The sequence below is a fragment of the Actinomycetospora atypica genome (assembly GCF_042653685.1).
In the GTDB taxonomy this organism is placed as follows: Bacteria; Actinomycetota; Actinomycetes; order Mycobacteriales; family Pseudonocardiaceae; genus Actinomycetospora; species Actinomycetospora atypica.
This window is the reverse complement of record NZ_JBHSIV010000017.1, coordinates 1-20,346: the sequence shown is the minus strand read 5'-3', so window position 1 is coordinate 20,346 and position 20,346 is coordinate 1. Positions and strand designations below refer to the sequence as shown.

Below are 20,346 nucleotides of genomic sequence, written 5' to 3'. Positions count from 1 at the left end.
GGCATGACGATGACCGACGACTCCGCCGGCCCCCTGGCCGGGACCCTCGTGGTTGACCTGTCCCGCGCCCTGGCCGGCCCCCACGCGACCATGATGCTCGGCGACCTCGGTGCCCGGATCATCAAGATCGAGGTGCCCGGCACGGGCGACGACACCCGGGGCTGGGGCCCGCCCTTCGTCCAGCCCCCCGGCACCTCCGACCCGGCGGACCGGCAGTCCACCTACTTCCTGTCGGCCAACCGCAACAAGGAGTCGATCGCCCTCGACCTCAAGGCCGACGCCGACCGGGAGGTCCTCCTCGACCTCGTCCGGCGCGCCGACGTCCTCGTCGAGAACTTCCGCACCGGGGTGCTCGACCGGCTCGGTCTCGGCTTCGAGGCGCTCCACGCGGTCAACCCGGCCCTGGTGATCCTCTCGATCACCGGGTTCGGGCACGACGGCCCCGAGGGCGGCCGGTCGGGCTACGACCAGATCGCGCAGGGCGAGGCCGGGCTCATGTCGCTGACCGGGTCCGGCCCCGACGACCCGCAGAAGGTCGGGACCCCGATCGCCGACCTGCTCGCCGGGATGTACGGCGCCTACGGCGTGCTGGCCGCGCTGCGCGGACGGGACCGCACCGGCGTCGGCACGGTGGTCCGCACCTCCCTGCTCGCCGCGGTCGTCGGGGTCCACGGCTTCCAGTCCACCCGCTACACCGTCGCCGGCAAGGTCGGGCGCGCCCAGGGCAACCACCACGCGTCGATCGCGCCGTACGGACTGTTCCGCTGCGCGGACGGCGCCGTGCAGATCGCGGTGGGCAGCGAGGGGCTGTGGCGGCGCTTCTGCGGCGCCTTCGACATCGATCCCGCGACCCCCGGCCTCGCGACCAACGGGGAGCGGGTCGCGGCCCACGAGCGCCTGGTCGCCCTCGTCGAGGACGTGTTCGCCCGGTGGGAGGCCCCGGAGCTGCTGGCCCACCTCGACGAGCACGGGGTCCCGGCCGGGAAGGTCCGCACCATCGACGAGGTCTACGCGTGGGAGCAGACCCGCAGCCAGGGGCTCCTCGTCGACGTCGAGCACGAGACGCTCGGGACGGTGCAGCTCGCCGGCCCGCCGCTGCGCTTCTTCGACCCCACGGGCGACGAGACCACCCGCACCGGCCACGTCGCGCCCCCGGTCCTCGACGCCGACGGCACCGCCATCCGCGAGTGGCTCGCCGACTCCTGACGTCGGTGCCCGCCCACGTCCCCGACCTCGAGAGGAGGCTGCGGTGCAGCCCTTCGTCATGAACAGCCACGGGCGGATGGTCTTCCCGTCGAACTTCCTGCCCGAGCTCGACTTCACCGTCCTCGACGACCTCGACCAGCTGTCGGCCGTGATCCGCCGCGACTTCGAGGACAAGGCGCCGAGCGGCACCGAGATCCTGCGGCGGATCGAGCTGGGCAGCCACTACGGCTCCCGCTACGAGCTCATGCGCGACGTCGCGCTGAACCTGTTCTGGAGCAACCGGTTCGCGATGACGATGTACGAGAAGCGCCCCACGCGCTGGCGCGACGTCCCGCGCCACCGGGACGACGTGTTCCTCCCGGTGCTCACCCCGTGGGAGGACGCCGACCGCAAGGCCGCCGCCGTGCAGAACGCCTACGGTGCGCTGCCGGCGACCTGGGACGAGGCCGCCGAGGACCGCATCTTCGCCGTGCTGTTCGACGTCTGGCGCTCGCGCCGCTTCCACGCGACCGAGCTGCCGGCGATCAAGCCGACGGTCGCCCAGGCCCTCGTCGTCCCCGAGCAGCTCACCTACCGCCTGGCGTCCTACGACCCGAACTACCCGGTCTACGCCCAGCAGGAGATCCTCGACGCGAGCCAGGACGTCGCCGAGCTCGAGGCGCTCGACCGGTGGTCGATGGTCCTGCACAACCAGTACCCCTGGCAGCGCAGCGAGACGTCCCTGGTGCCGGTCGGCGAGCTGCACGACGACGACTACGTGGTGGTCTTCCACCCGCGCGACCACCACGTCCTCGACTTCCTCCGCCGGGCGTCCCGTCCGGCCCCCGCCACCCGGCGACGCCGGTTCGGGCGGTCGCGGGACATCGAGGCGACGCCCCCGGTGCGGCCCTACCCGCCGGTCCGGGTGGCCGAGCAGTTCGAGGTCCTCCCGCGGATCGAGGCGCTCGCCGCCGTCCGGGGCGAGCACCTGTGTACCAACGACGACCTCATCCGCAACTCGGCCTACAGCTGGTCGCCGATGTCGGCGCAGGAGATCGTCGACAAGACCGGCATCGAGTCGCGCGTCTACACCGAGCGCCCGCTGGAGGACCTCGCCCTCCAGGCGGCCGAGGCGGCGCTGCAGCACTCCGGGCGTCGCCCCGAGGAGATCGGCGCCGTCCTGTTCTGCACCTGCACGAGCGCCCGCCTCATCCCCTCGGTGGCCACGTGGCTGACCGGTCAGCTCGGGATGCACCAGACGCACGCGTCCTGCGACATCGTCGCCGCGTGCGCCGGGCTGCCCTACGGGCTCTCCGAGGCGACGCGGCTGCTCCAGGAGGTCCGCCGGCCGGTGCTCCTGATCTGCGGCGAGAAGTTCTCCGACAAGATCGGCTCGGTGCGCACGTCCCGCATGATCTTCGGCGACGCCGCCGCGGCGATGGTCGTCGGCCCGGTCGAGGACGGTGGCCGGTCGGACGTCGAGGTGCTCCAGACCTACGCCGGCGGCCCCGTCAGCGAGGTCAACTCGATCATCTGGCCGAACCCCGAGTTCGACAACAACATCACGGTCTACGGCCCCGAGGTGCGCTCGCTCGCCGGCCGCTACCTGCAGCAGATGATCGACGAGCTCCGGGACCAGCCCGCTCCCGAGGGGCGGGCGGGCACCCTGCTGGACGGCATCGACCTCGTCGTGCCGCACCAGGCCAACAAGACCATGGTGGTGGGCCTCGCGGGCTCCGCCGGGCTGTCGCCGGAGCAGCTCTACTTCAACATCGCCACGGTCGGCAACACTTCGGCCGCCTCCATCCCGCTGGCCCTGGTCGACGCCGTCACCGACGGCGTGATCACGGAGCCCGTGCGCGTCTTCGCTCCCGGGTTCGGGGCGGGCGCGGTCGGCGGCTACGCGGTGATGACCGTCGACCCGGCGGTCGTCGCGCCCGAGTCGTCCGCCCGCGAGGTGGGATCGGAGTCGCCGCAGCCCGACGACGGGACGCCCTCCTCGGACCACGTGCAGGCCGCCTTCGGCTGAGCGGGACGCCGGCAGCCCCCGGTCAGGGCCCGTCGTCGGGGGGCTGCAGGCCGGCGAGCCAGACGTCGGTCATGGCGTCGAGCACGTCGTCGGCGGTGAACTCCGCGTCCTCGCCGTCGACGGGCACGCGGAACGCGAGCGCGGCCCGGAACTGGTTGGTCAGCAGGGCGATCCGGGTGCGCGCCTCGTGGCGTCGCCGCTCGGGCCACCGCGCGAGCCAGCGGGGCATGCAGGCGACGAAGGCGTCGACGGCGCGGAACGACTCGGGCCCGGCGAAGGCCGCGGCGCTCTCCGGCGCGGTCATCACCGCGCGGTTGGTCTCCATCCACGCCAGGGCGCGGGCCATCCAGTCGCGCATCGCCTCGCGCGACCCGCCCGCGAGCACCTCGTCGAGCTCGGCGTAGAACGCCCGGGCCTCCACGGCCAGGCGCCCGTTGAGCTCGATCACCACGTCGGCCTTGGTGCGGAAGTGCAGGTAGAAGGTCGCCCGGCTGGCCCCGGCGGCGCCGACGATGTCGTCGACGGTCGCGGCGGCGTACCCCTTGCGCTCGAAGATCTCCGCCCCGGCGCGCACGAGGCGCTCGCGGGTGTACGCGCGCTGCTGACCGCGCAGCGACACCGTCCCGCCCGCCTCGCCCACGGGCCGGATCGTAGCCGCGCCCCGTGGCAGGTCGTCGTGCCCATTGACCAGACAGAGTGTCCATCTTAGCGTCGTGGGTCACACGACGAGGTGAGGGAGGCGCACCGGGATGGTGGCCTTGGACCGCAGGGTGCGGCTGCTCGGACGGGCGATGCGGCGGGCCGCCTCGATCTCGTCGATGACGCCGGCGGACATCGAGAAGGCCCAGCAGCAGGGCGCCCCGCCCGCGCTGCTCGCGCGGCTGTTCGGTCGCCGTCGCCCCGGGGTCGACGTCGAGAACCGGGTCGTCGACCTCTCCGGGGGCCGGCGGCGCCTGCGGATCTACCGGCCCAGCGGCACCCCGCGGGCGAGCCGGCCCGTCGTCGTGAACTTCCACGGCGGGGGCTGGACGCTCGGCTCGGTGGAGGGCGGGGACTGGCTCTGCTCGGGCGTCAGCGCCGACCTCGACGCCGTGGTGGTCTCCGTCGACTACCGGCTCGCGCCCACCGACCGCTTCCCGGCCGCCGTCGAGGACTGCTACGAGGCGACCCGCTGGGTGGCCGAGCACGCCGCCGAGCTGGGCGTCGACACGGACCGGCTCGCCGTGATGGGCGACAGCGCCGGCGGCAACCTCGCGGCCGTGGTCTCGCTGCTCGCCCGCGACCGCTCGGGCCCGGCGATCGCGAGCCAGATCCTGATCTACCCGGCCACCGACCTCACCCTGGCGAGCCCGTCGCTGACGACGAACGCCGAGGCGCCGGTGCTCTCCACCGACGAGGTCCGCGCCTTCCGCGGCCACTACCTGGGTGACGACGAGGCCGTGGCGCTCGACCCCCGCGCGTCGCCGCTGCTCGCGGACGACCACACCGGGCTGCCGCCCGCGCTGGTCCAGGTCGCCGAGCACGACCCCATCCGCGACGACGGCGTGCGCTACGCCGAGGCGCTCCGCGACGCCGGGGTGCCGGTGCGGATGACCGAGTACGTCGGGATGCCGCACGGCTACATGAGCCTGCCCGGCGTGTGCCGGTCGGCGCCCCAGGCCCTGCACGAGGTGGTCGCCGAGCTGCGCGACCGCCTCGTCGCGCGCCACCCCCACCGGCAGGAGGCGCGATGAGCGACCAGGTCCCGAGCAGCGTCGACGTCGCCGTGGTCGGGGCCGGCTTCGCCGGGCTCTACACCCTGCACCTGATGCGCGAGCGGGGACTGAGCTGCCACGTCTTCGAGGCGGCCGGCGACGTCGGCGGCACCTGGTACTGGAACCGCTACCCCGGCGCGCGCTGCGACGTGGAGAGCGTCGACTACTGCTACTCGTTCTCCGAGGACATCCACCGCGAATGGGCGTGGAGCGAGCGGTTCGCCACCCAGCCCGAGATCCTGCGCTACGCCGAGTTCGTCGCCGACCGCCTCGACCTGCGCCGCGACATCAGCTTCGACGCCCAGGTCACGTCGGTGGAGTGGGACGACGACGACCGCACCTGGGCCCTGGGCACGAAGGACGGCCGCGGCACCCGCGCCCGCTTCGTCGTCGCGGCCGTGGGTCTGCTCTCGGCGTCGAACACCCCGCGCGTCCCCGGGCTCGACCGGTTCGCCGGCGAGGTCCTGCACACCGGGCACTGGCCGCACGAGGGCGTCGACTTCACCGGACGCCGGGTCGCGGTGATCGGCACCGGGTCGTCGGGGGTCCAGGCGATCCCCGAGATCGCGGCCGACGCGGCCCACACCACGGTCTTCCAGCGCACCGCGAACTACGTGATCCCCGCGCGGAACCGGCCGCTGACCGCCCGGGAGATCTTCCACGCCCAGCTCGACCGCGCGTTCATCCGCGAGCAGGCCGACATCACGCCGGCGGGCTACTACACCTCCGGCACCGGCCGCGCGGCGTTCGACGACACCCCCGAGCAGCGCGAGACCGAGCTGGCGCGGCGCTGGCAGGCCGGCGGCACGGAGTTCGTCGGGACCTACGCCGACGTCGTCACCTCGCGCGAGGCCAACGAGGTCGTCGCCGAGTTCGTCCGCGAGCGCATCCGGGAGACGGTGCACGACCCCGAGGTCGCCGCGCGCCTCGAACCGCACGACCACCCGATCGCCTCGAAGCGGCCCACCGTGGGCACCGACTACTACGAGACGTTCAACCGCGAGAACGTCGAGCTCGTCGACGTGCGCCGGGAACCGATCGTCGAGATCACCGAGCACGCCGTGCGCACCGACGCCGGCGAGTACCCGGCCGACACCCTGGTGATGGCGACCGGCTACGACGCCATGACCGGCCCGCTGACCCGCATGGGCATCCGCGGCCGCGACGGTGCCGACCTCGCGGTGGAGTGGGCCGACGGCCCGCTGAGCTACCTCGGCCTGGCGACCGCGGGCTTCCCCAACCTGTTCACCGTCACGGGCCCGCTCAGCGCCACCGCGCTGACCAACGTCATGCGCTCCATCGAGCACCACGTCGAGTGGATCGCCGACTGCCTGACCCACCTCACGCGCACCGGCGTCACGACGATCGAGGCCGACGCCGCCGCGCAGCAGCAGTGGGACCAGCAGGTCGACGCGGTCGGCGGCTACACGTTCCACCGCGAGGTCGCGTCCTGGTACACGGGCGGCAACATCGAGGGCAAGGCCCGCAAGCTGATGATGTGGGTCGGCGGGCTGAACACCTACAAGCAGATCTGCTCCCACGTCGCCGACGGTGGCTACGTCGGGTTCCGGCTCGACGGGGCCGACCCCGTGCCGCCGCCGCAGGCCCCGCCGGAGCCCGCGCCGTCGTCGGAGGAGCTCACCGCGGCGGCCGCCACGCCGTAGGTCCCGCCGGCTCACTCACCGCCGGCGGCCCGGCTGCGGTGCGCGCGGACCCGGTGGCGGACGCCGCAGACCGCGGCCGAGCACCACCGGCGGCGTCCGGTGACGTCGTCGTAGAGCATCGCGCAGTCGTGGTCGTCGCAGGTCCGCAGGCGGGCGGCGGTCGGGCCGGCGAGGTGCTCGGCGGCCTGCCGCGCGACGCGGGTGAGGGCGTCGGCCGCCGTCGCCGGGGGTTCCGCCGCCAGTCCGGCCGTCAGCCGGATCGGCGTGTCCCGCGCGAGGACCGCGTTGAGGGCGTCGACGTGGGCGGGATCGGGAGCGCGGCCCGCGGCCGCGGCGAGCCCGAGCGGACGGAGCAGCTCGCGCAGCTCGCGCGCGCGGACGACGTCGTCGGGACCCGGCGGGGCCACGGGGGAGAGGCCCTCGTGCTCGAGCCACTGCACGAGGAGCTCGACGCTGCCCATGCGGTCGACCGGGTCGGGCCCGTACGCGCTGCCGACCGTCGCGAGGAGATCGAGCCAGACCGCGCCGGTGTCGAAGCGCTGGGCGGGGTTCGGTCGCACGTCTTCATCGTAACGGATCGACCTGTTACGTTCCTCGCCATGTCGAGTAACACCTCCAGTTGTTACGCCGCGGTCACTCCACCCCGGGTGAGCTCGGGCCGCCTCGTCGGTCTCGCCCTCGCGACCGGGTTCGTGCTCATCTGGACGAGCGGCTACCTCGTCGGCGACCTGGGGACGAGCGCCAGCCCGCCACTGACCCTGCTGTTCTGGCGCTTCCTGCTCGCGACCGCCGTGATGGGGGCGATCGCGTTCGCGACCCGGGCTCCCTGGCCGACGCGGGTGAGGGACTGGGTGCGGCCCGCGGCGGCGGGGGTGCTCCTGCTCGACGTGCAGTTCACGGGCATCTACGTGGGCCTCTCGCTCGGCGTGTCCGCGGGCCTCGCCTCGGTGATCGTGAGCGCGAGCCCGCTGGTCATCGCCCTCGCCGCCGTCGCGTTCGACGGCGAGCGGCTGCGACCCGCCGGGTGGGTGGGGCTCGCCCTGGGATTCGCGGGGGTCGTCGCCGCGGTGGGCACGGAACTCTCCGGCGGGGCGCGCACGGCCGGGGTCGTCCTGGTCGTCGTCGGCCTCGCGGGCTTCGTCGGCGGCACCCTGCTGCAGAAGCACGCGCCCGCCGCGGCCGACCTGCGGACCGGCACGACGATCCAGATCGGCGCCGCGACGATCGTCGCCGTGCCGCTCGCGGCCGCCACCGGGGGGTTCGCGCTGCCACTGACGCCGACCGCGATCGGGTCCGTCGTCTGGCTCGCCGTCGTCAACTCGGTGGGTGGGCTGCTGCTGTTCTTCGTCCTGCTCCGGCGCCGCCCCGGCGCGGGGGCCACCAGCAGCCTCTTCCTCGTCCCACCCGTCACCGCGCTGCTCGCGGTCCCGGTGCTCGGTCAGCCGCTGCACCTCGCGGCGCTCGCCGGGGTGGCGCTGGCGGCCGTCGGGGTCGGGCTGGTCAGCCGGTCCGAGAGGACGATCGCCCGGGGAGGCGTCGTCCGGACGGGGCGGGGTTCGCGGGCGGGGCGGGGTTTGCGGGCGGGGTTAGAACGCCGATCACGGGCGGCGTGAGCGACGACGAGTACGTGCACTGGCAGGACGTCACGACCCGCTGGAACGACAACGACACCTACGGGCACCTGAACAACGTGGTGCACCACGACATCATGGACAGCGTCGTCAACCGGTGGATGATCGAGAACGGCTGCCTCGACCCGCACGACGGCGACACCGTCGGGCTCGTCAAGCAGGTGCACTGCGAGTACCGGGCGCAGGCCGGGTTCCCGGACGTCGTCTCGGTCGGGCTCCGGGTCGGGGAGATCGGGCGGTCGAGCGTGCGCTTCGAGCTGGGGATGCGCCGCGGCGACGGCGAGCTCTTCTTCGAAGGCAGCTTCACGCAGGCGTTCATCGACCGGTCGAGCGAGGAGACGGTCCCGATCGAGGGTGACCGTCGCGCGGCGCTGGAGACCCTGCAGCTCGGCTGATCGAGCCGGGCCGTCCGGCCCCGGCGGGTGCCGGGGCCGGGACCGGCGTCAGGGCGCGGTCGTCGCCGAGGAGTCGCCGTCCTCGTCGAGGTCACCGGCGGTGGGGTCCTCCTCGAGGGCGCCCTCCAGGGTCGCCGAGGAGTCGCCGTCCTCGGCCTCGGTCTGTCGTCCCATGGACGTCGGGTCCATCACGCACCTCCGGGTGGAGCGGGGTCGGGCCGCGGACACGGTCCCGACGACGGCGCGGGCTGGCTGCCGCGCCGGGCGCGGGTGCCCACCGCGCACCGGCGGGCACACGCCGGACCGGGCGGCGGGTCACCCGGTGATCCCCGACGACGTGGTCCGGCCGATGATCTCGCGCAGGGCGGTGAGGAACCGTTGCGGCGCGGAGGCCGACTGCTCCCGTCGGGAACCGGTGACCGTGAGGATGCGGGACCCGACGTCCACCGACGCCGGGTAGACCGTCACCCCCTCCGTGCTGAGGTAGGCGAGGGTGAGGTCGGGGACGATCGCGGCGCCGAGGCCGGCCGCGACGAGGGCGAGCATCGTCTGGGACTCGGTGCAGACGTGCTGCGCCCCCGGCGTCACGCCGTGCTGGGTGAGGAGCCGGTCGAGCATCTGCCGGGGTGCGTGCCCGGCCGGGGAGGTCACCCAGGTCCCGGCCAGCAGCTCCTCGAGGCTCCCGGGGACCGGCCACAGCTCCGGGAGCACGATGCGGAACGACTCGCGGAAGAGCTCGTTCTCGACGAGGCCCGGGTACGGCGGGGGCGCGGGGCCGGTGGTCTGGACGTAGCGCTCCCCGAGGAGCAGGTCGAGGTCGCCGGCGCGGAGCAGGTTGGTGCCCTCCCGGGCGTTCACCTCGATGACCTGGACGCGCAGGGCCGCGTCGGTGATCGCCAGCTGCTGCAGCGTCGGGACCACGAGGTGTCCGAGGGCCGTGGCGAACCCGCCGATCCGGACGATGCCGGTGGTGCCCTCGCGCAGCCGGTCGGCCTCGCGCTGCGCCTCGGCCAGGGCGACGGCCACGTCGTCGGCGCGCTGGGCGAGCGCGAGCCCGGCCCCGGTGAGCCGGACACTGCGCCCCCCGCCGCGCTCGGTCCGGTCGACGAGCGGGATCCGGGCCTCGGCCTCGAGCCGGGTGAGGTGCTGGGAGACCCCGGAGGCAGTGAGGTGCAGGGCGGTGGCCGCGGCCTGGACGCTGCCGGTGCGGTGGACCGCGCGCAGGACGAGGAGCCGGTGGGGGTCGAGCGGCATGAAGCGATACTGAAGCACAGCGGGAGCAGGTCTCACTGCCGTCGACGGCGACCCTCGCGCAGACTCGGAGCCGTCGGAGGGGCAGGCCCACCGCGACGCGGTGCCCGGCCCACCGCCCCGTCCCCGACGTCCCCCGTACCCGTGCCCGGGCACTCCCGTGTCCGCTGCGCGCGGCCCTCCTCCCCCGAAGGGACCCGTCCTCGTGGAGATCACCGCATCTCTCATGACCCGCCCGAACGAACCGCTCGAGACGGTCTCCCTGGAGCTCTCGGGTCCCCGGACCGGCGAGGTCCTCGTGCGGCTCGCGGCCACCGGGGTCTGCGCCTCCGACGTGCACACCCACACCGGCCGCATCCCCTCGCCCGCCCCCTGCGTCCTCGGGCACGAGGGTGCGGGGGTCGTCGAGGAGGTCGGGGCGGGCGTCACCCACGTCGCCGTCGGCGACCACGTGGCGCTGTCCTGGATGCCGAGCTGCGGGGTCTGCCGGCACTGCACCGCGGGCCGCCCGGTGCTGTGCACGGCCGCGGCCCCGGCCCTGCTCGCCGGCACGCTGCTCGACGGCACCGTCCGGCTGCACCGCGGGGCGCAGCCGGTCAACCACTACTCGTTCCTCTCCACCTTCGCCACGCACACCGTCGTCCCGGCCTCCAGCGCGATCCGGATCGACCCGCGGGTGCCACTCGCGGTCGCGAGCCTCGTCGGCTGCGGTGTGCTCACCGGATACGGCGCGGTGATCAACCGGGCGAGGGTGGCGCCGGGCTCGTCGGTCGCGGTCTTCGGTGCCGGGGGCGTCGGACTCAGCGCCGTGATGGCCGCCCGCCTCAGCGGCGCCGAGCGGATTCTCGTGGTCGACCCGGTCGTCGCGAAGCTCGAGGAGGCCGGGGTGTTCGGGGCCACCCACCTGCTGGCGCCCGGCGACGACCTGGTGGAGCGCATCCGCGAGATCACCGGCGGCGGCGTCGACCACGCCATCGACGCCGCCGGCGCGGAGGGCGTCCTCGCCCAGGCGTTCGCCGCGACCGTGCCCGGCGGGACCATCGTGTGCGTGGGCATGCCCGACTCCCGGGCCCGCCCCTCGCTGCCCGGGCCCGAGCTGGTCCGCGAGGAGAAGATCGTCACCGGCAGTCTCTACGGCTCGTCCTGCCCGAGCGTCGACATCCCGACGATCCTGCGCCAGTACCTCGCCGGGAGCCTCCCGCTCGACCGGATGATCACGAGGTCCTACGAGCTCGAGGGGATGAACGACGCCTTCGCCGACCTGCGCGAGGGCCGGCTGACCCGCGGCGTCGTCGTGTTCGACGAGCACCTGGCCGGCCTCGGCGTGCGCGCCGACGCCGTCGCACTGGCGGCCTGAGCCGTGGCGGCCCGGGACCTCGACGGTCGGTTGGCGCAGGGCTGGGGAGGGGCGAGTCCCGACGGCGTGCACGTCAACGTGCTGCTCGCGCGCCGCGGCAGTCCCACCGCGGCGGCGATCGCGACCGCGTTCACCGGCCCCTCCGCCGGGTTCACCCCGGTCCTCGCGAGCGTCGGGGCGACCCAGCAGGAGTACCGGACCCTGTATCCGCCCACGGTCGTCGTCGCGAAGACCGCGCCCGTCGACGAGCGCCACGAGCGGCTCGTCTTCGGGGCGTGCGGGGCGGGCGTCGCCCGCGGGGTCCTCGACGCCGTCGCCGCGGGCGCGGTGGCGGCCGACCAGGACACGCTCGTCCTGGTGTCGCTGTGGCTCGACGCCGCGGCGCAGGACGAGACCGCCGTCTGCGCCGCGGCGCGGGTGGCCACCGCGACGGCGGTCCGGGAGGCCGCGACCGGCCGGGACCCGGAGGTCGCCGAGCACATGGTCCGGGACCGGGACGCGGTCCGGCACCCCTTCTACGGAGGGCGGTGATCACCGGTCGCGGCGTGACGTCAGCACCTCGTGCCACCCCTGCCGGGGCTCCCACAGCTGGTCGCGGGCGGTGAGCAGGGCGAAGTAGGCGTCGGTGAGGGCGCCGGCGGCGAGATGGGCGCAGGCGACGCGGGCGGCGCTCCCATGGACGTCGGGTTCCGTCGTGCCGAGTGCCCGGTGGTGCGATCCGCGACGGGTCGGAGTCCGGGTGCGGCGGGGACGAGCGTCGGGTCGGGCGTGGTCGCGCATCGGCGTTCCTCTCGATCAGCTGCTCGTGAGCCCGGGAAGGACCGGGCCGGTGTCGGTCCCGGGTGACGGAGAAGGTAGGCAGCCCGCCGTCGCGCGGCCGAGCCGCTCACGGCAGGGACCGGGGTGCGGAATCGGCCCGGATCGCGGGACCCCGCCGATCCACGAGGGGCGGCCGGGGCGACGGGCCGACCGCCTGCCTCGCACCGTCAGAGCGAGCGCCGTCGGTCGATCTCGTCCCCGCGTGACCGCGACGACCGAGGCGTGCGCGGCGGATCGTGGGCCGCTCCGCGAGAGGCGCTGTCGGGTTCCGGCAGGGCGGTTCCCGTGGGTCGGACGGTTCGGGTGCGTGGCGAGGGAGCGATCATGGGAATCATCGGGTGGATCGTGCTGGGACTCGTGGTGGGGGCGCTGGCCAAACTGGTCATGCCCGGTGACGACGGCGGCGGGATCGTCCTGACGATCCTGCTGGGGATCGTCGGTGCTCTGCTGGGCGGCTTCGTCGGCCGGTTGATCTTCGGGACCGACCTCGGCGGGTTCTTCGACCTGCGGACCTGGGTGCTCGCGCTCCTCGGTTCCCTGATCGTCCTCGGCATCTACCGCCTGGTGACGAGACGGCACGCCCGCACGTGAGGGTGCCGGGGGCATCGGCCTCGTCGGGTGGCGGGGTGTCCGACGAGGCGCCGCCGCGGGTGGGCGGCGACGGGGGCACGACGACGCTGGTCGCGGGATCGTCCTTCTGCCTCTCCACGGCCGGCGGGGACGTGGTCCCGGGCGGGGTGCAGGGGCTCTTCGTCGACGACACCCGCGTGGTGTCCGGGTGGCGGCTGCGGATCGACGGCGATCCGGTGGAGCCCCTGGGCGTCCTCGAGGGCGAACGCTTCCGGGCCGGCTTCCTCGGGCGCACGCCGCCGCGGAAGGGCCGGACCGACGCGACGATCCTGGTGGAGCGCACCCGCAGGGTGGGTGACGGGATGGTCGAGGAGCTGAGCATCCGGAACCTGTCCGCGGAGGCGGCCGGGCTGACCGTCGAGCTCGACGTGGAGGCCGACTTCGCCGACCTCTTCGAGGTCAAGGAGGGCCGCGTCGACCGGCGCCCGCGGGTCGCGAGCGAGGACGAGGACCACGCGGTGACCTTCGTCCTGTCGTCCTCGCCGCACCGGCCACGGGTGCGCATCGCCGGCGAGGGCGAACCGGACGTGACGGGCACGACCTTCCGGCACACGGTCCTCGTCCCCGGTCGGGCGACGTGGACGACCCGGTGGGTCGTCGGGGTCGCGCTGGGACCGCACGACACCTTGCCGCCCCGGGACGAGACGTGCCCGGAGGGCGAGGCCGCCCGACGGATGGCCCGCTGGCGGCTGTCGGCCCCGGTGGCCGGGACGCCGCACCCGGGTCTCGAGACGACCCTGCACGCCAGCTCCGAGGACCTCGGCGCGCTGCAGATCGTCGACCACTCCCACCCCGACCGCCGGGTCGTCGCGGCGGGGGCACCGTGGTTCATGGCGCTCTTCGGTCGCGACTCGCTCCTCACCGGACTCATGGCGCTGCCGCTGGACCAGCAGCTCGCCCTGGGGACGCTGCGCATGCTCGCCGACCTGCAGGGCCGCCGGGTCGAGCCGCTCACCGAGGAGGAGCCCGGCCGGATCGTCCACGAGGTCCGCTGCGGCCGGGAGGGGAGCGTGAGCCGGGTCGGCTCCTCGGCCTACTACGGCTCGGTCGACGCCACCCCGCTGTTCGTGGTGCTGCTGGGTGAGCTGCACCGCTGGGGTCTGGCGGACGATGAGCTGCGTGAGCTGCTGCCCGCGGCGGACAGGGCGATGGCCTGGGTGCAGCGCTACGGCGACCGGGACGGCGACGGCTTCGTCGAGTACCGGCGCGCCTCCGACCGGGGTCTGGTCAACCAGGGCTGGAAGGACTCCTTCGACGGGGTGACCACGTCGGGCGGGCGCATCGCCGAGCCGCCGATCGCCCTGGCCGAGGTGCAGGGCTACGTGTACGCGGCCCATCTCGCCCGCGCCGAGCTCGCGGAGGCGGTCGACGACCCGGCGACCGCGGCCGACCACCGGCAGCGCGCCGCGGTGCTGCGCGACCGGTTCGACACGCGCTTCTGGTTGCCCGACCGGGGGTGGTACGCCATGGCGCTCGACCGGGACAAGCGTCCGGTGGACGCGCTGGGCAGCAACATCGGCCACTGTCTCTGGTCGGGGATCGTGCCACCGGAGCGGGCGGCGGACGTGGCCCGTCACCTGGTGGGCGAGACGATGTGGACCGGGTTCGGGGTCCGGACGCTCGCCTCGGACATGGGGGCCTACAACCCCATGGGCTACCACACCGGCTCGGTCTGGCCGCACGACAACGCGCTGGTGGCCGCGGGGCTCATGCGCTACGGGTTCGTGGCCGAGGCACAGCAGGTGGCGTTGGGGGTGCTCGACGCCGCCCGCGCCTTCGGCGGGCGCCTGCCCGAACTGTTCTGCGGGTTCGACCGCGACGAGTTCCCCGTTCCCGTGCCCTACCCCACGTCGTGCTCGCCGCAGGCGTGGGCGGCGGCGACACCCGTGTCGCTGGTCCGGACCCTGCTGCGGTTCCACCCCGACCTGCCGCGGGGCCGGCTCGGTCTCGACCCGGCCCTCCCGGCGGCGATGCTCCCGTTGCACGTGGGCAACCTGCCGTTGGCGGGGGCGCGGCTGGGCCTCGAGGTCGACACCCGTGGCTGGGACGTGCACGGGCTGCCGCCGCACGTGGTCCCGACCCCGTCGCCGCCCGGTCGCGCCTGACCACTCCCGACCTCCCGTGCCGACCGGGAGGTCAGGAGGCCGGACGGGAGACGACCGGTCGGGCGGCCGCGGCGATCCGGCGGTACACGCGCTCGTAGCCGGCGGCGAGCGCGGCGGCGGAGAACCGGTCCTCGACGAGCGCGCGGCAGGCCCCCGGGTCGAGTTCGTGGGTCCGCAGCAGCGCGACGGCCAGCTCGGACGGCCGGTCGCACACCCAGCCGGTGCGTCCGTGCTCGACCACCTCGGGCACCGCACCGCGACGCAACGCCACCACCGGGGTGCCGCAGGCCATGGCCTCGATCATCACGAGGCCGAACGGCTCCTCCCAGTCGATCGGGAACAGCAGGCAGCGTGCATCGGCCAGGAGCTCGACCTTCCTCCTGCCGCCGACCTCGCCGATCCACTCCACGTCACCGCCGAGGAGCGGTGCCACGGCGTGCTCGAAGTACTGCACCTCGGCATCCTCCCGGCACTTGGCCGCGATGAGCAGGGGGACGCCGGCCGCGCGGGCGGCCTCGATGGCCCACACCGGGCCCTTGTCCGGGCTCATCCGCCCGAGGAAGACGGCGTACTCGCCCTTGGCGGCGCGGAACGGGAACCGGTCGGGGCGGACCCCGTTGGGCACCGTCGCCGCCCACCGGGCCGACGGGAGCTGCTCGCGCTGGGCGCGCGAGAGCGCGACGAGCGAGGCGCGGGCGGACAGGGTCCGGTAGTACGCGCCCATCTCGCCGTGCACCGGCCCGTGCGCGGTGACCACCGTGGGGAGCCCGTGCGCCGCGCCGACCAGCGGCCCCGCGAGCGTGTGGTCGTGGACCACGTCGACGGCCAGGTCGGCCAGCAGCCCGGGGAGCCGGGCCGCCTGCTCCACCTCGGGCAGCGCCCGGCCCATCCCCCGGGGGTCGGCGACCGGGCCGGTCGGGCGGAAGGCCGCGGTGGTCCCGTGGCGTCCCGGACCCAGCAGGGTGACCTCGACGCCGCGGTCGACCAGGGCGTCCACGAGGTCGCTGCACACCGACTCCACGCCGCCGTAGGCGTCGGGCGGGAGCTCCAGCCAGGGCGGCGCGACGACGGCGACGCGGAGCGGGCCGTCGGCGGGCTCCTCGTCGGTGGTCCGGAGCGGTCCGACGGTCGGGGGCCGCCGGAGGACCGTGGTGCGTTCCGGCGTCGGTGCCGGATCGATCGCGTCCGCCGCCGGATCCGTCTCCGCCCGTCCGCCCACCGCGTGCTCCTCGACCGTCGACGACCCTCGTCCGCTGCTCCGCCACGGTGCAGGCCCCCGGCCTGCCGGGCTTCGGCTCGGCAGGTCACATCCGCGTGGTGGCGCCCCTCCCGCCGGGCCGAGCCCTCCGGCGTCGACCGCGGGCGGGCGCGTGGCGGCCCGGTCCCGCCGAGATCGACGTGCGGCCGGCGGGCGACCCCGGTCGTCCGGGACCACCTCGACCCGACGGGTCGGAATCGCCGTCGCGGCGTCCCCCCGGGCGCACGGGATCGTCCGGAGCCCGGTCCGTGGCGTCGCCGTCGGCGCTATACCTCGCCCCGCACGACATCGGACCGGCAACCCCTGGAGATTCCATGACGGACGACCTACGCGGCCTCACGGTCGCGATCCTCGCCACCGACGGAGTCGAGCGGGTGGAGCTCGAGGCGCCGCGCGGCGCGCTCTACGGCGCGGGCGCCCGGACCGAGCTGCTGTCGATCCACGACGGCGAGATCGCCGCCCGACAGTTCGACCTCGATCCGGCGGGCTCGTTCACGGTGGACCGCCGGGTCGGCGACGCCTCGGTGGACGACTACGACGCGCTGCTCCTGCCCGGGGGCACGATGAATCCCGATCAGCTGCGCACCGACCGCGACGCCGTCGACTTCGTGCGCGTGTTCGTGCAGAGCGGGAAGCCGGTCGCCTCGATCTGCCACGGCCCGTGGACCCTCGCGGAGGCCGACTGCGTGCGCGGGAGGCGGCTGACGTCGTGGCCGAGCATCCGCACCGACCTGCGCAACGCCGGCGCCGAGGTCGTCGACGAGGAGGTCTGCGTCGACGGCCAGTTCACGACCAGCCGTGGCCCGCAGGACATGGCCGCGTTCTGCGCCGCGATCGTCGAGCAGTTCGCCGCGGCCCCCGCGCTCAGTTCCTGAGCCCTCCCGGACTCCGTCCGGTCCCGAGACCCGCTCCAGAGAGAAGGACACGACCATGAAGGCACTCGTCTACCACGGGCCGCGCCAGGTGAGCGTCGATGACGTCCCCGACGCCCGGATCGAGAAGCCCACCGACGTCCTGGTGCGCATCACCTCGACGAACATCTGCGGCTCGGACCTGCACATGTACGAGGGGCGCACCGACTTCGAACAGGGCCGCATCTTCGGTCACGAGAACCTCGGCGAGGTCGTCGAGGTCGGGGACGCCGTCGACAAGATCGCGGTCGGCGACATGGTGTCCGCGCCGTTCAACGTCAGCTGCGGGCACTGCGAGAACTGCGAGCACGGCCTCACCAACTACTGCCTGCGCGCGAACGAGCCGGGGTTGGCGGGAGCGGCCTACGGGTTCGCCGACATGGGTCCCTGGCCGGGAGGCCAGGCCGAGTACCTCCGGGTCCCGTGGGGCGACTTCCAGTGCCTGCGCCTGCCCGAGGACGCCCGGGAGAAGCAGGACGACTACGTCATGCTCTCCGACATCTTCCCCACCGGCTGGCACGCGGTGGAGATGTCCGGCATGAAGCCGGGCGAGAGCATCGTCATCTACGGCGGTGGCCCGGTCGGGCTGATGGCCGCGCTCTCGGCGGTCACCCGGGGCGCCGCCCAGGTGATGGTCGTCGACCGCCATCCCGACCGGCTCCGGCTGGCCGAACAGATCGGCGCGATCCCGATCGACGACTCGCAGGGTTCGCCCGTCGACCAGGTGATGGAACTGACCAAGGGCCGGGGCGCGGATCGCGGGTGCGAGTGCGTGGGCTACCAGGCGCACGACCCGCAGGGGAACGAGGACAACGCCGACACCCTGAACAAGCTGGTGTCCTCGGTGCGGTTCACCGGCGGCATCGGCACCGTCGGGGTGTTCGTCCCCCAGGACCCCGGGGGCCCCGACGAGCTGTCCCAGCAGGGCAAGGCCCGCTTCGACTTCGGCAACTTCTGGTTCAAGGGCCAGCAGATGGGCACCGGGCAGGCCCCCATCAAGCGCTACAACCGCCACCTGCGCAGCCTGATCGCCGCGGACAAGGTCAAGCCCTCCTGGATCGTGTCCCACGACCTGCCCCTCGACGGTGCCCCGGAGGCCTACAAGCGCTTCGACGCCCGCGAGGACGGCTGGACCAAGGTCGTCCTCCACCCCGACCAGACCGCGTGACCTCCCACCATGACGAGTGCATGGGGCCGGGAACAACGGCGGCGCCTCGAGGCGACGCTGGGGGTCCTGGCGGAGGTGGCGTCGGCACCGGCCCGTGAGGACGAGCCGGTGATCGCGATCCGCTCGTTCGGGCCGGGCCGGTTGGCCCTGGCGGTGGCCGGCACGGTCGACGGCGGCGTCGTCGACCGGCTCCGGGCCCTGCTCGACGAGCGCCTGGTCCGGCAGCTCAGCGCCCGGGAGCTCGTCATCGACCTCTCCGAGGTGCGTACCTGCGGGCCGGGTCTGGCCCGCCTGCTGGACCGGGTGCGCAGCCGGAGGATCGCCGAAGGGTGCCGGGTGGAACTGCGCAACCCGTCGGAGGCGTTCGGGACCGGTCTCGAGAAGGCGACGCTGACCGAGGCGTTCACCGTCTACGAGGCGGTCCACCGCCATGCCCCGGGCTGAGACCGGCAGCCGGCTGGTGTCCCAGGGCCGGCGCGGTCGTCGCGCCGGCCACGAGAGAGGAGTGCGGATGAGCAGAGTGGTGATGGACCCGACGAACTGGGCCGATCGTGCGATCGGAGCCGTCCGGGCGCTGGTCGGGTCCGTGGAGGAGCCTCCTCGCGGGGAGACCGCTCCGGGCCGGTGGCTGGTGGTCACGATCTACCGGCAGCCCGACGACGTCCGGACCGAGGTGGACGGCTCCGGTCCCCTGAGCCGGATGCGCGGCGAGATCGAGCTGACCGTGCGGCCGGCCCCCGGTGACAAGGGCACCGAGCTGGCGGCGCGGCCGACGGCCCCCGACGGGGGCTCGGTCGAGCAACGCCGCGCGGTGCGCGCGGCGTTGCGCGAGACCAAGTCGATCCTCGAGTGCGGTGAGGTCGTCGAACCGTCCCGCCCGGGGTCGAGCCATCCCGGCCCGGCCGGACAGCTGCTGCGCGCGGCCACCACGCGGGCATGGGGAGAGGGGCGACTGTGAAGGCCTTGTGCTGGGAGGGCGTCAACCAGCTCGCGATCGAGCGCGTCCCCGACCCCCGTATCCAGAACGCCCACGACGTCATCGTGAAGGTCCGTTACACCGTCACCTGCGGGTCGGACCTGCACCTGCTCGGTGGCTACGTCCCGGCCATGGAGGCCGGCGACGTGATCGGTCACGAGTTCATGGGCGAGATCGTCGAGGTCGGACCCGAGGTCACCAAGCACCAGGTCGGCGACCGGGTCGTGGTGGTCTCGTTCATCGGCTGCGGGACCTGCTGGTACTGCGACAACGACCTGTGGTCGCTCTGCGACAACACCAACACCAACCCCGGCATCACCCAGGGGCTGTGGGGCTCCGACCCGGGCGGCATCTTCGGCTACTCGCACGCGATGGGCGGGTTCATGGGCAGCCACGCCGAGTACGTCCGGGTCCCGTTCGCCGACCACGGGGCGTTCACGGTCCCCGAGGAGGTCGACGACCTCTCCGCCCTGTTCGTCTCCGACGGGGTCCCCACCGGCTGGATGGGTGCGCACCTCGGCGGGGTCGGACCGGGCGACACGGTCGCGGTGTGGGGCGCCGGGGGGGTCGGTCAGATGGCGGCCCGCGCGGCGATGCTGCTCGGCGCCGAGCAGGTCGTCGTCATCGACCGGATTCCCGAACGCCTGGCCATGACCGAGAACCACATCGGCGCCGAGACCCTCGACTACAGCAGCACCGACATCGGCGCGGAGCTGCGCGAGCGCACCGGGGGCCGCGGGCCCGACGTGTGCATCGAGGCCGTCGGCCAGGAGTCCCACACCACCGGGCCGGCCTACCTCTACGACCAGGTCAAACAGCAGCTGCGCCTCGAGAACGACCGGCCGATCGCGATCCGCGAGGCGATCATGGCCTGCCGCAAGGGGGGATCGGTGTTCGCCCTGGGGGTGTTCGCCGGGCTGTCCGACAAGTTCCCGCTCGGGGCGCTGATGAACAAGGGCCTGACCCTGCGCGGCGCCCAGCAGCACGGCCAGCGATACGTCCCCATGCTGCTCGACCGCCTCGCCCGGGGGGAGATCTCGACCAGCCACCTGGCCACCCACGTGATGTCGTTGGACGAGGGTCCGCGCGGCTACGACATGTTCAAGAACAAGCAGGACGGTTGCGTGAGGGCCGTCTTCCGCCCCTGAGGTCCCTGGTCGGGCCGCCGCCGGTCCTGCTCATGGTGTCGTGGATACCGGGGGTAGGACGGGTG

Annotated in this window: 21 protein-coding genes; 15 read left to right on the top strand and 6 right to left on the bottom strand. The window is 74.0% G+C overall.

Features of this window, described 5'->3' with window-relative positions:
- Nucleotides 1-3 precede the first annotated feature (3 nt).
- Nucleotides 4-1,206, top strand: coding sequence for a CaiB/BaiF CoA transferase family protein (locus tag ACFPBZ_RS16470; protein WP_378037165.1), 1,203 nt, complete (start codon nt 4-6; stop codon nt 1,204-1,206).
- 43 nt (nt 1,207-1,249) lie between these two features.
- Entirely contained in the window at nt 1,250-3,214 is a 1,965-nt protein-coding gene (locus tag ACFPBZ_RS16465) for a 3-oxoacyl-ACP synthase III family protein (protein ID WP_378037164.1), read from the top strand.
- 22 nt (nt 3,215-3,236) lie between these two features.
- Here ACFPBZ_RS16465 and ACFPBZ_RS16460 read toward each other — a convergent pair whose 3' ends face one another.
- Entirely contained in the window at nt 3,237-3,854 is a 618-nt protein-coding gene (locus ACFPBZ_RS16460; protein WP_378037163.1) for a TetR/AcrR family transcriptional regulator, read from the bottom strand.
- A 109-nt stretch (nt 3,855-3,963) separates the two neighbouring features.
- Between ACFPBZ_RS16460 and ACFPBZ_RS16455 the strand changes: the two genes are divergently transcribed.
- Nucleotides 3,964-4,947: an alpha/beta hydrolase gene (locus tag ACFPBZ_RS16455; protein ID WP_378037162.1), complete on the top strand. Its 984-nt coding sequence runs from the start codon at nt 3,964-3,966 to the stop codon at nt 4,945-4,947.
- The gene (locus tag ACFPBZ_RS16450; protein WP_378037161.1) at nt 4,944-6,632 is read left to right on the top strand and encodes a flavin-containing monooxygenase; all 1,689 of its coding nucleotides are present in this window, start codon (nt 4,944-4,946) and stop codon (nt 6,630-6,632) included. The genes ACFPBZ_RS16455 and ACFPBZ_RS16450 overlap by 4 nt, the downstream gene beginning before the upstream one ends.
- Nucleotides 6,633-6,643: 11 nt before the next feature.
- On the opposite strand, the gene ACFPBZ_RS16445 is transcribed toward ACFPBZ_RS16450, so the two are convergent.
- A complete protein-coding gene (locus ACFPBZ_RS16445) occupies nt 6,644-7,192 on the bottom strand; it encodes a CGNR zinc finger domain-containing protein (protein WP_378037160.1) in 549 nt (182 codons plus the stop codon).
- Between the two features lie 39 nt (nt 7,193-7,231).
- On the opposite strand from ACFPBZ_RS16445, the gene ACFPBZ_RS16440 reads away from it, so the two are divergent.
- Nucleotides 7,232-8,245 (top strand): DMT family transporter, encoded by a 1,014-nt coding sequence (locus ACFPBZ_RS16440; RefSeq protein WP_378037159.1) that lies wholly within the window; start codon nt 7,232-7,234, stop codon nt 8,243-8,245.
- The gene (locus ACFPBZ_RS16435; protein ID WP_378037158.1) at nt 8,242-8,658 is read left to right on the top strand and encodes an acyl-CoA thioesterase; all 417 of its coding nucleotides are present in this window, start codon (nt 8,242-8,244) and stop codon (nt 8,656-8,658) included. Before ACFPBZ_RS16440 ends, ACFPBZ_RS16435 begins: the two co-directional genes overlap by 4 nt.
- Before the next feature lie 48 nt (nt 8,659-8,706).
- Here ACFPBZ_RS16435 and ACFPBZ_RS16430 read toward each other — a convergent pair whose 3' ends face one another.
- Nucleotides 8,707-8,832, bottom strand: coding sequence for a hypothetical protein (locus ACFPBZ_RS16430; protein WP_378037157.1), 126 nt, complete (start codon nt 8,830-8,832; stop codon nt 8,707-8,709).
- A 141-nt stretch (nt 8,833-8,973) separates the two neighbouring features.
- Nucleotides 8,974-9,912: a LysR family transcriptional regulator gene (locus ACFPBZ_RS16425; protein WP_378037156.1), complete on the bottom strand. Its 939-nt coding sequence runs from the start codon at nt 9,910-9,912 to the stop codon at nt 8,974-8,976.
- A 223-nt stretch (nt 9,913-10,135) separates the two neighbouring features.
- Between ACFPBZ_RS16425 and ACFPBZ_RS16420 the strand changes: the two genes are divergently transcribed.
- Entirely contained in the window at nt 10,136-11,266 is a 1,131-nt protein-coding gene (locus ACFPBZ_RS16420) for a zinc-binding dehydrogenase (protein ID WP_378037155.1), read from the top strand.
- Between the two features lie 66 nt (nt 11,267-11,332).
- Nucleotides 11,333-11,797: a formaldehyde-activating enzyme gene (locus ACFPBZ_RS16415; protein ID WP_378037154.1), complete on the top strand. Its 465-nt coding sequence runs from the start codon at nt 11,333-11,335 to the stop codon at nt 11,795-11,797.
- Here the strand turns inward: ACFPBZ_RS16415 and ACFPBZ_RS16410 are convergent, their stop codons facing one another.
- Nucleotides 11,798-12,046, bottom strand: coding sequence for a hypothetical protein (locus ACFPBZ_RS16410; RefSeq protein WP_378037153.1), 249 nt, complete (start codon nt 12,044-12,046; stop codon nt 11,798-11,800). It lies immediately after the preceding gene.
- A gap of 363 nt (nt 12,047-12,409) precedes the next feature.
- Between ACFPBZ_RS16410 and ACFPBZ_RS16405 the strand changes: the two genes are divergently transcribed.
- Together ACFPBZ_RS16405 and ACFPBZ_RS16400 are read left to right on the top strand one after the other, a co-directional pair.
- Complete coding sequence (locus ACFPBZ_RS16405) at nt 12,410-12,676, top strand: GlsB/YeaQ/YmgE family stress response membrane protein (RefSeq protein ID WP_378037152.1); 267 nt, start codon at nt 12,410-12,412, stop codon at nt 12,674-12,676.
- A gap of 35 nt (nt 12,677-12,711) precedes the next feature.
- Nucleotides 12,712-14,820, top strand: a complete 2,109-nt coding sequence (locus ACFPBZ_RS16400; protein WP_378037151.1) for an amylo-alpha-1,6-glucosidase — start codon at nt 12,712-12,714, stop codon at nt 14,818-14,820.
- A 31-nt stretch (nt 14,821-14,851) separates the two neighbouring features.
- Here ACFPBZ_RS16400 and ACFPBZ_RS16395 read toward each other — a convergent pair whose 3' ends face one another.
- A complete protein-coding gene (locus tag ACFPBZ_RS16395) occupies nt 14,852-16,039 on the bottom strand; it encodes a glycosyltransferase family 4 protein (protein ID WP_378037150.1) in 1,188 nt (395 codons plus the stop codon).
- A gap of 353 nt (nt 16,040-16,392) precedes the next feature.
- Between ACFPBZ_RS16395 and ACFPBZ_RS16390 the strand changes: the two genes are divergently transcribed.
- The 5 genes from ACFPBZ_RS16390 to ACFPBZ_RS16370 all read left to right on the top strand — a co-directional run bounded on the left by ACFPBZ_RS16390 (nt 16,393) and on the right by ACFPBZ_RS16370 (nt 20,281).
- On the top strand, nt 16,393-16,953 hold the full coding sequence (locus ACFPBZ_RS16390; protein WP_378037149.1) for a type 1 glutamine amidotransferase domain-containing protein: 561 nt from the start codon (nt 16,393-16,395) through the stop codon (nt 16,951-16,953).
- A gap of 55 nt (nt 16,954-17,008) precedes the next feature.
- Complete coding sequence (locus ACFPBZ_RS16385; RefSeq protein WP_378037148.1) at nt 17,009-18,157, top strand: glutathione-independent formaldehyde dehydrogenase; 1,149 nt, start codon at nt 17,009-17,011, stop codon at nt 18,155-18,157.
- Nucleotides 18,158-18,166: 9 nt separating this feature from the next.
- A complete protein-coding gene (locus tag ACFPBZ_RS16380) occupies nt 18,167-18,601 on the top strand; it encodes an STAS domain-containing protein (RefSeq protein ID WP_378037147.1) in 435 nt (144 codons plus the stop codon).
- 67 nt (nt 18,602-18,668) lie between these two features.
- Nucleotides 18,669-19,115, top strand: a complete 447-nt coding sequence (locus ACFPBZ_RS16375) for a hypothetical protein (protein WP_378037146.1) — start codon at nt 18,669-18,671, stop codon at nt 19,113-19,115.
- Entirely contained in the window at nt 19,112-20,281 is a 1,170-nt protein-coding gene (locus tag ACFPBZ_RS16370; RefSeq protein WP_378037145.1) for a zinc-dependent alcohol dehydrogenase, read from the top strand. The genes ACFPBZ_RS16375 and ACFPBZ_RS16370 overlap by 4 nt, the downstream gene beginning before the upstream one ends.
- Nucleotides 20,282-20,346: the final 65 nt, after the last annotated feature.

Excerpts from the sequence above, each read along its gene's own strand:
- ACFPBZ_RS16420 (WP_378037155.1), top strand. The coding sequence starts at position 10,136 with ATGACCCGCCCGAACGAACCGCTCGAGACGGTCTCCCTGGAGCTCTCG.
- ACFPBZ_RS16375 (WP_378037146.1), top strand. The coding sequence starts at position 18,669 with ATGAGCAGAGTGGTGATGGACCCGACGAACTGGGCCGATCGTGCGATC.
- ACFPBZ_RS16425 (WP_378037156.1), bottom strand. The coding sequence starts at position 9,912 with ATGCCGCTCGACCCCCACCGGCTCCTCGTCCTGCGCGCGGTCCACCGC.
- ACFPBZ_RS16410 (WP_378037153.1), bottom strand. The coding sequence starts at position 12,046 with ATGCGCGACCACGCCCGACCCGACGCTCGTCCCCGCCGCACCCGGACT.
- ACFPBZ_RS16385 (WP_378037148.1), top strand. The coding sequence starts at position 17,009 with ATGAAGGCACTCGTCTACCACGGGCCGCGCCAGGTGAGCGTCGATGAC.
- ACFPBZ_RS16455 (WP_378037162.1), top strand. The coding sequence starts at position 3,964 with ATGGTGGCCTTGGACCGCAGGGTGCGGCTGCTCGGACGGGCGATGCGG.
- ACFPBZ_RS16390 (WP_378037149.1), top strand. The coding sequence starts at position 16,393 with ATGACGGACGACCTACGCGGCCTCACGGTCGCGATCCTCGCCACCGAC.
- ACFPBZ_RS16440 (WP_378037159.1), top strand. The coding sequence starts at position 7,232 with ATGTCGAGTAACACCTCCAGTTGTTACGCCGCGGTCACTCCACCCCGG.
- ACFPBZ_RS16380 (WP_378037147.1), top strand. The coding sequence starts at position 18,167 with ATGACGAGTGCATGGGGCCGGGAACAACGGCGGCGCCTCGAGGCGACG.
- ACFPBZ_RS16405 (WP_378037152.1), top strand. The coding sequence starts at position 12,410 with ATGGGAATCATCGGGTGGATCGTGCTGGGACTCGTGGTGGGGGCGCTG.
- ACFPBZ_RS16470 (WP_378037165.1), top strand. The coding sequence starts at position 4 with ATGACGATGACCGACGACTCCGCCGGCCCCCTGGCCGGGACCCTCGTG.
- ACFPBZ_RS16430 (WP_378037157.1), bottom strand. The coding sequence starts at position 8,832 with ATGGGACGACAGACCGAGGCCGAGGACGGCGACTCCTCGGCGACCCTG.
- ACFPBZ_RS16450 (WP_378037161.1), top strand. The coding sequence starts at position 4,944 with ATGAGCGACCAGGTCCCGAGCAGCGTCGACGTCGCCGTGGTCGGGGCC.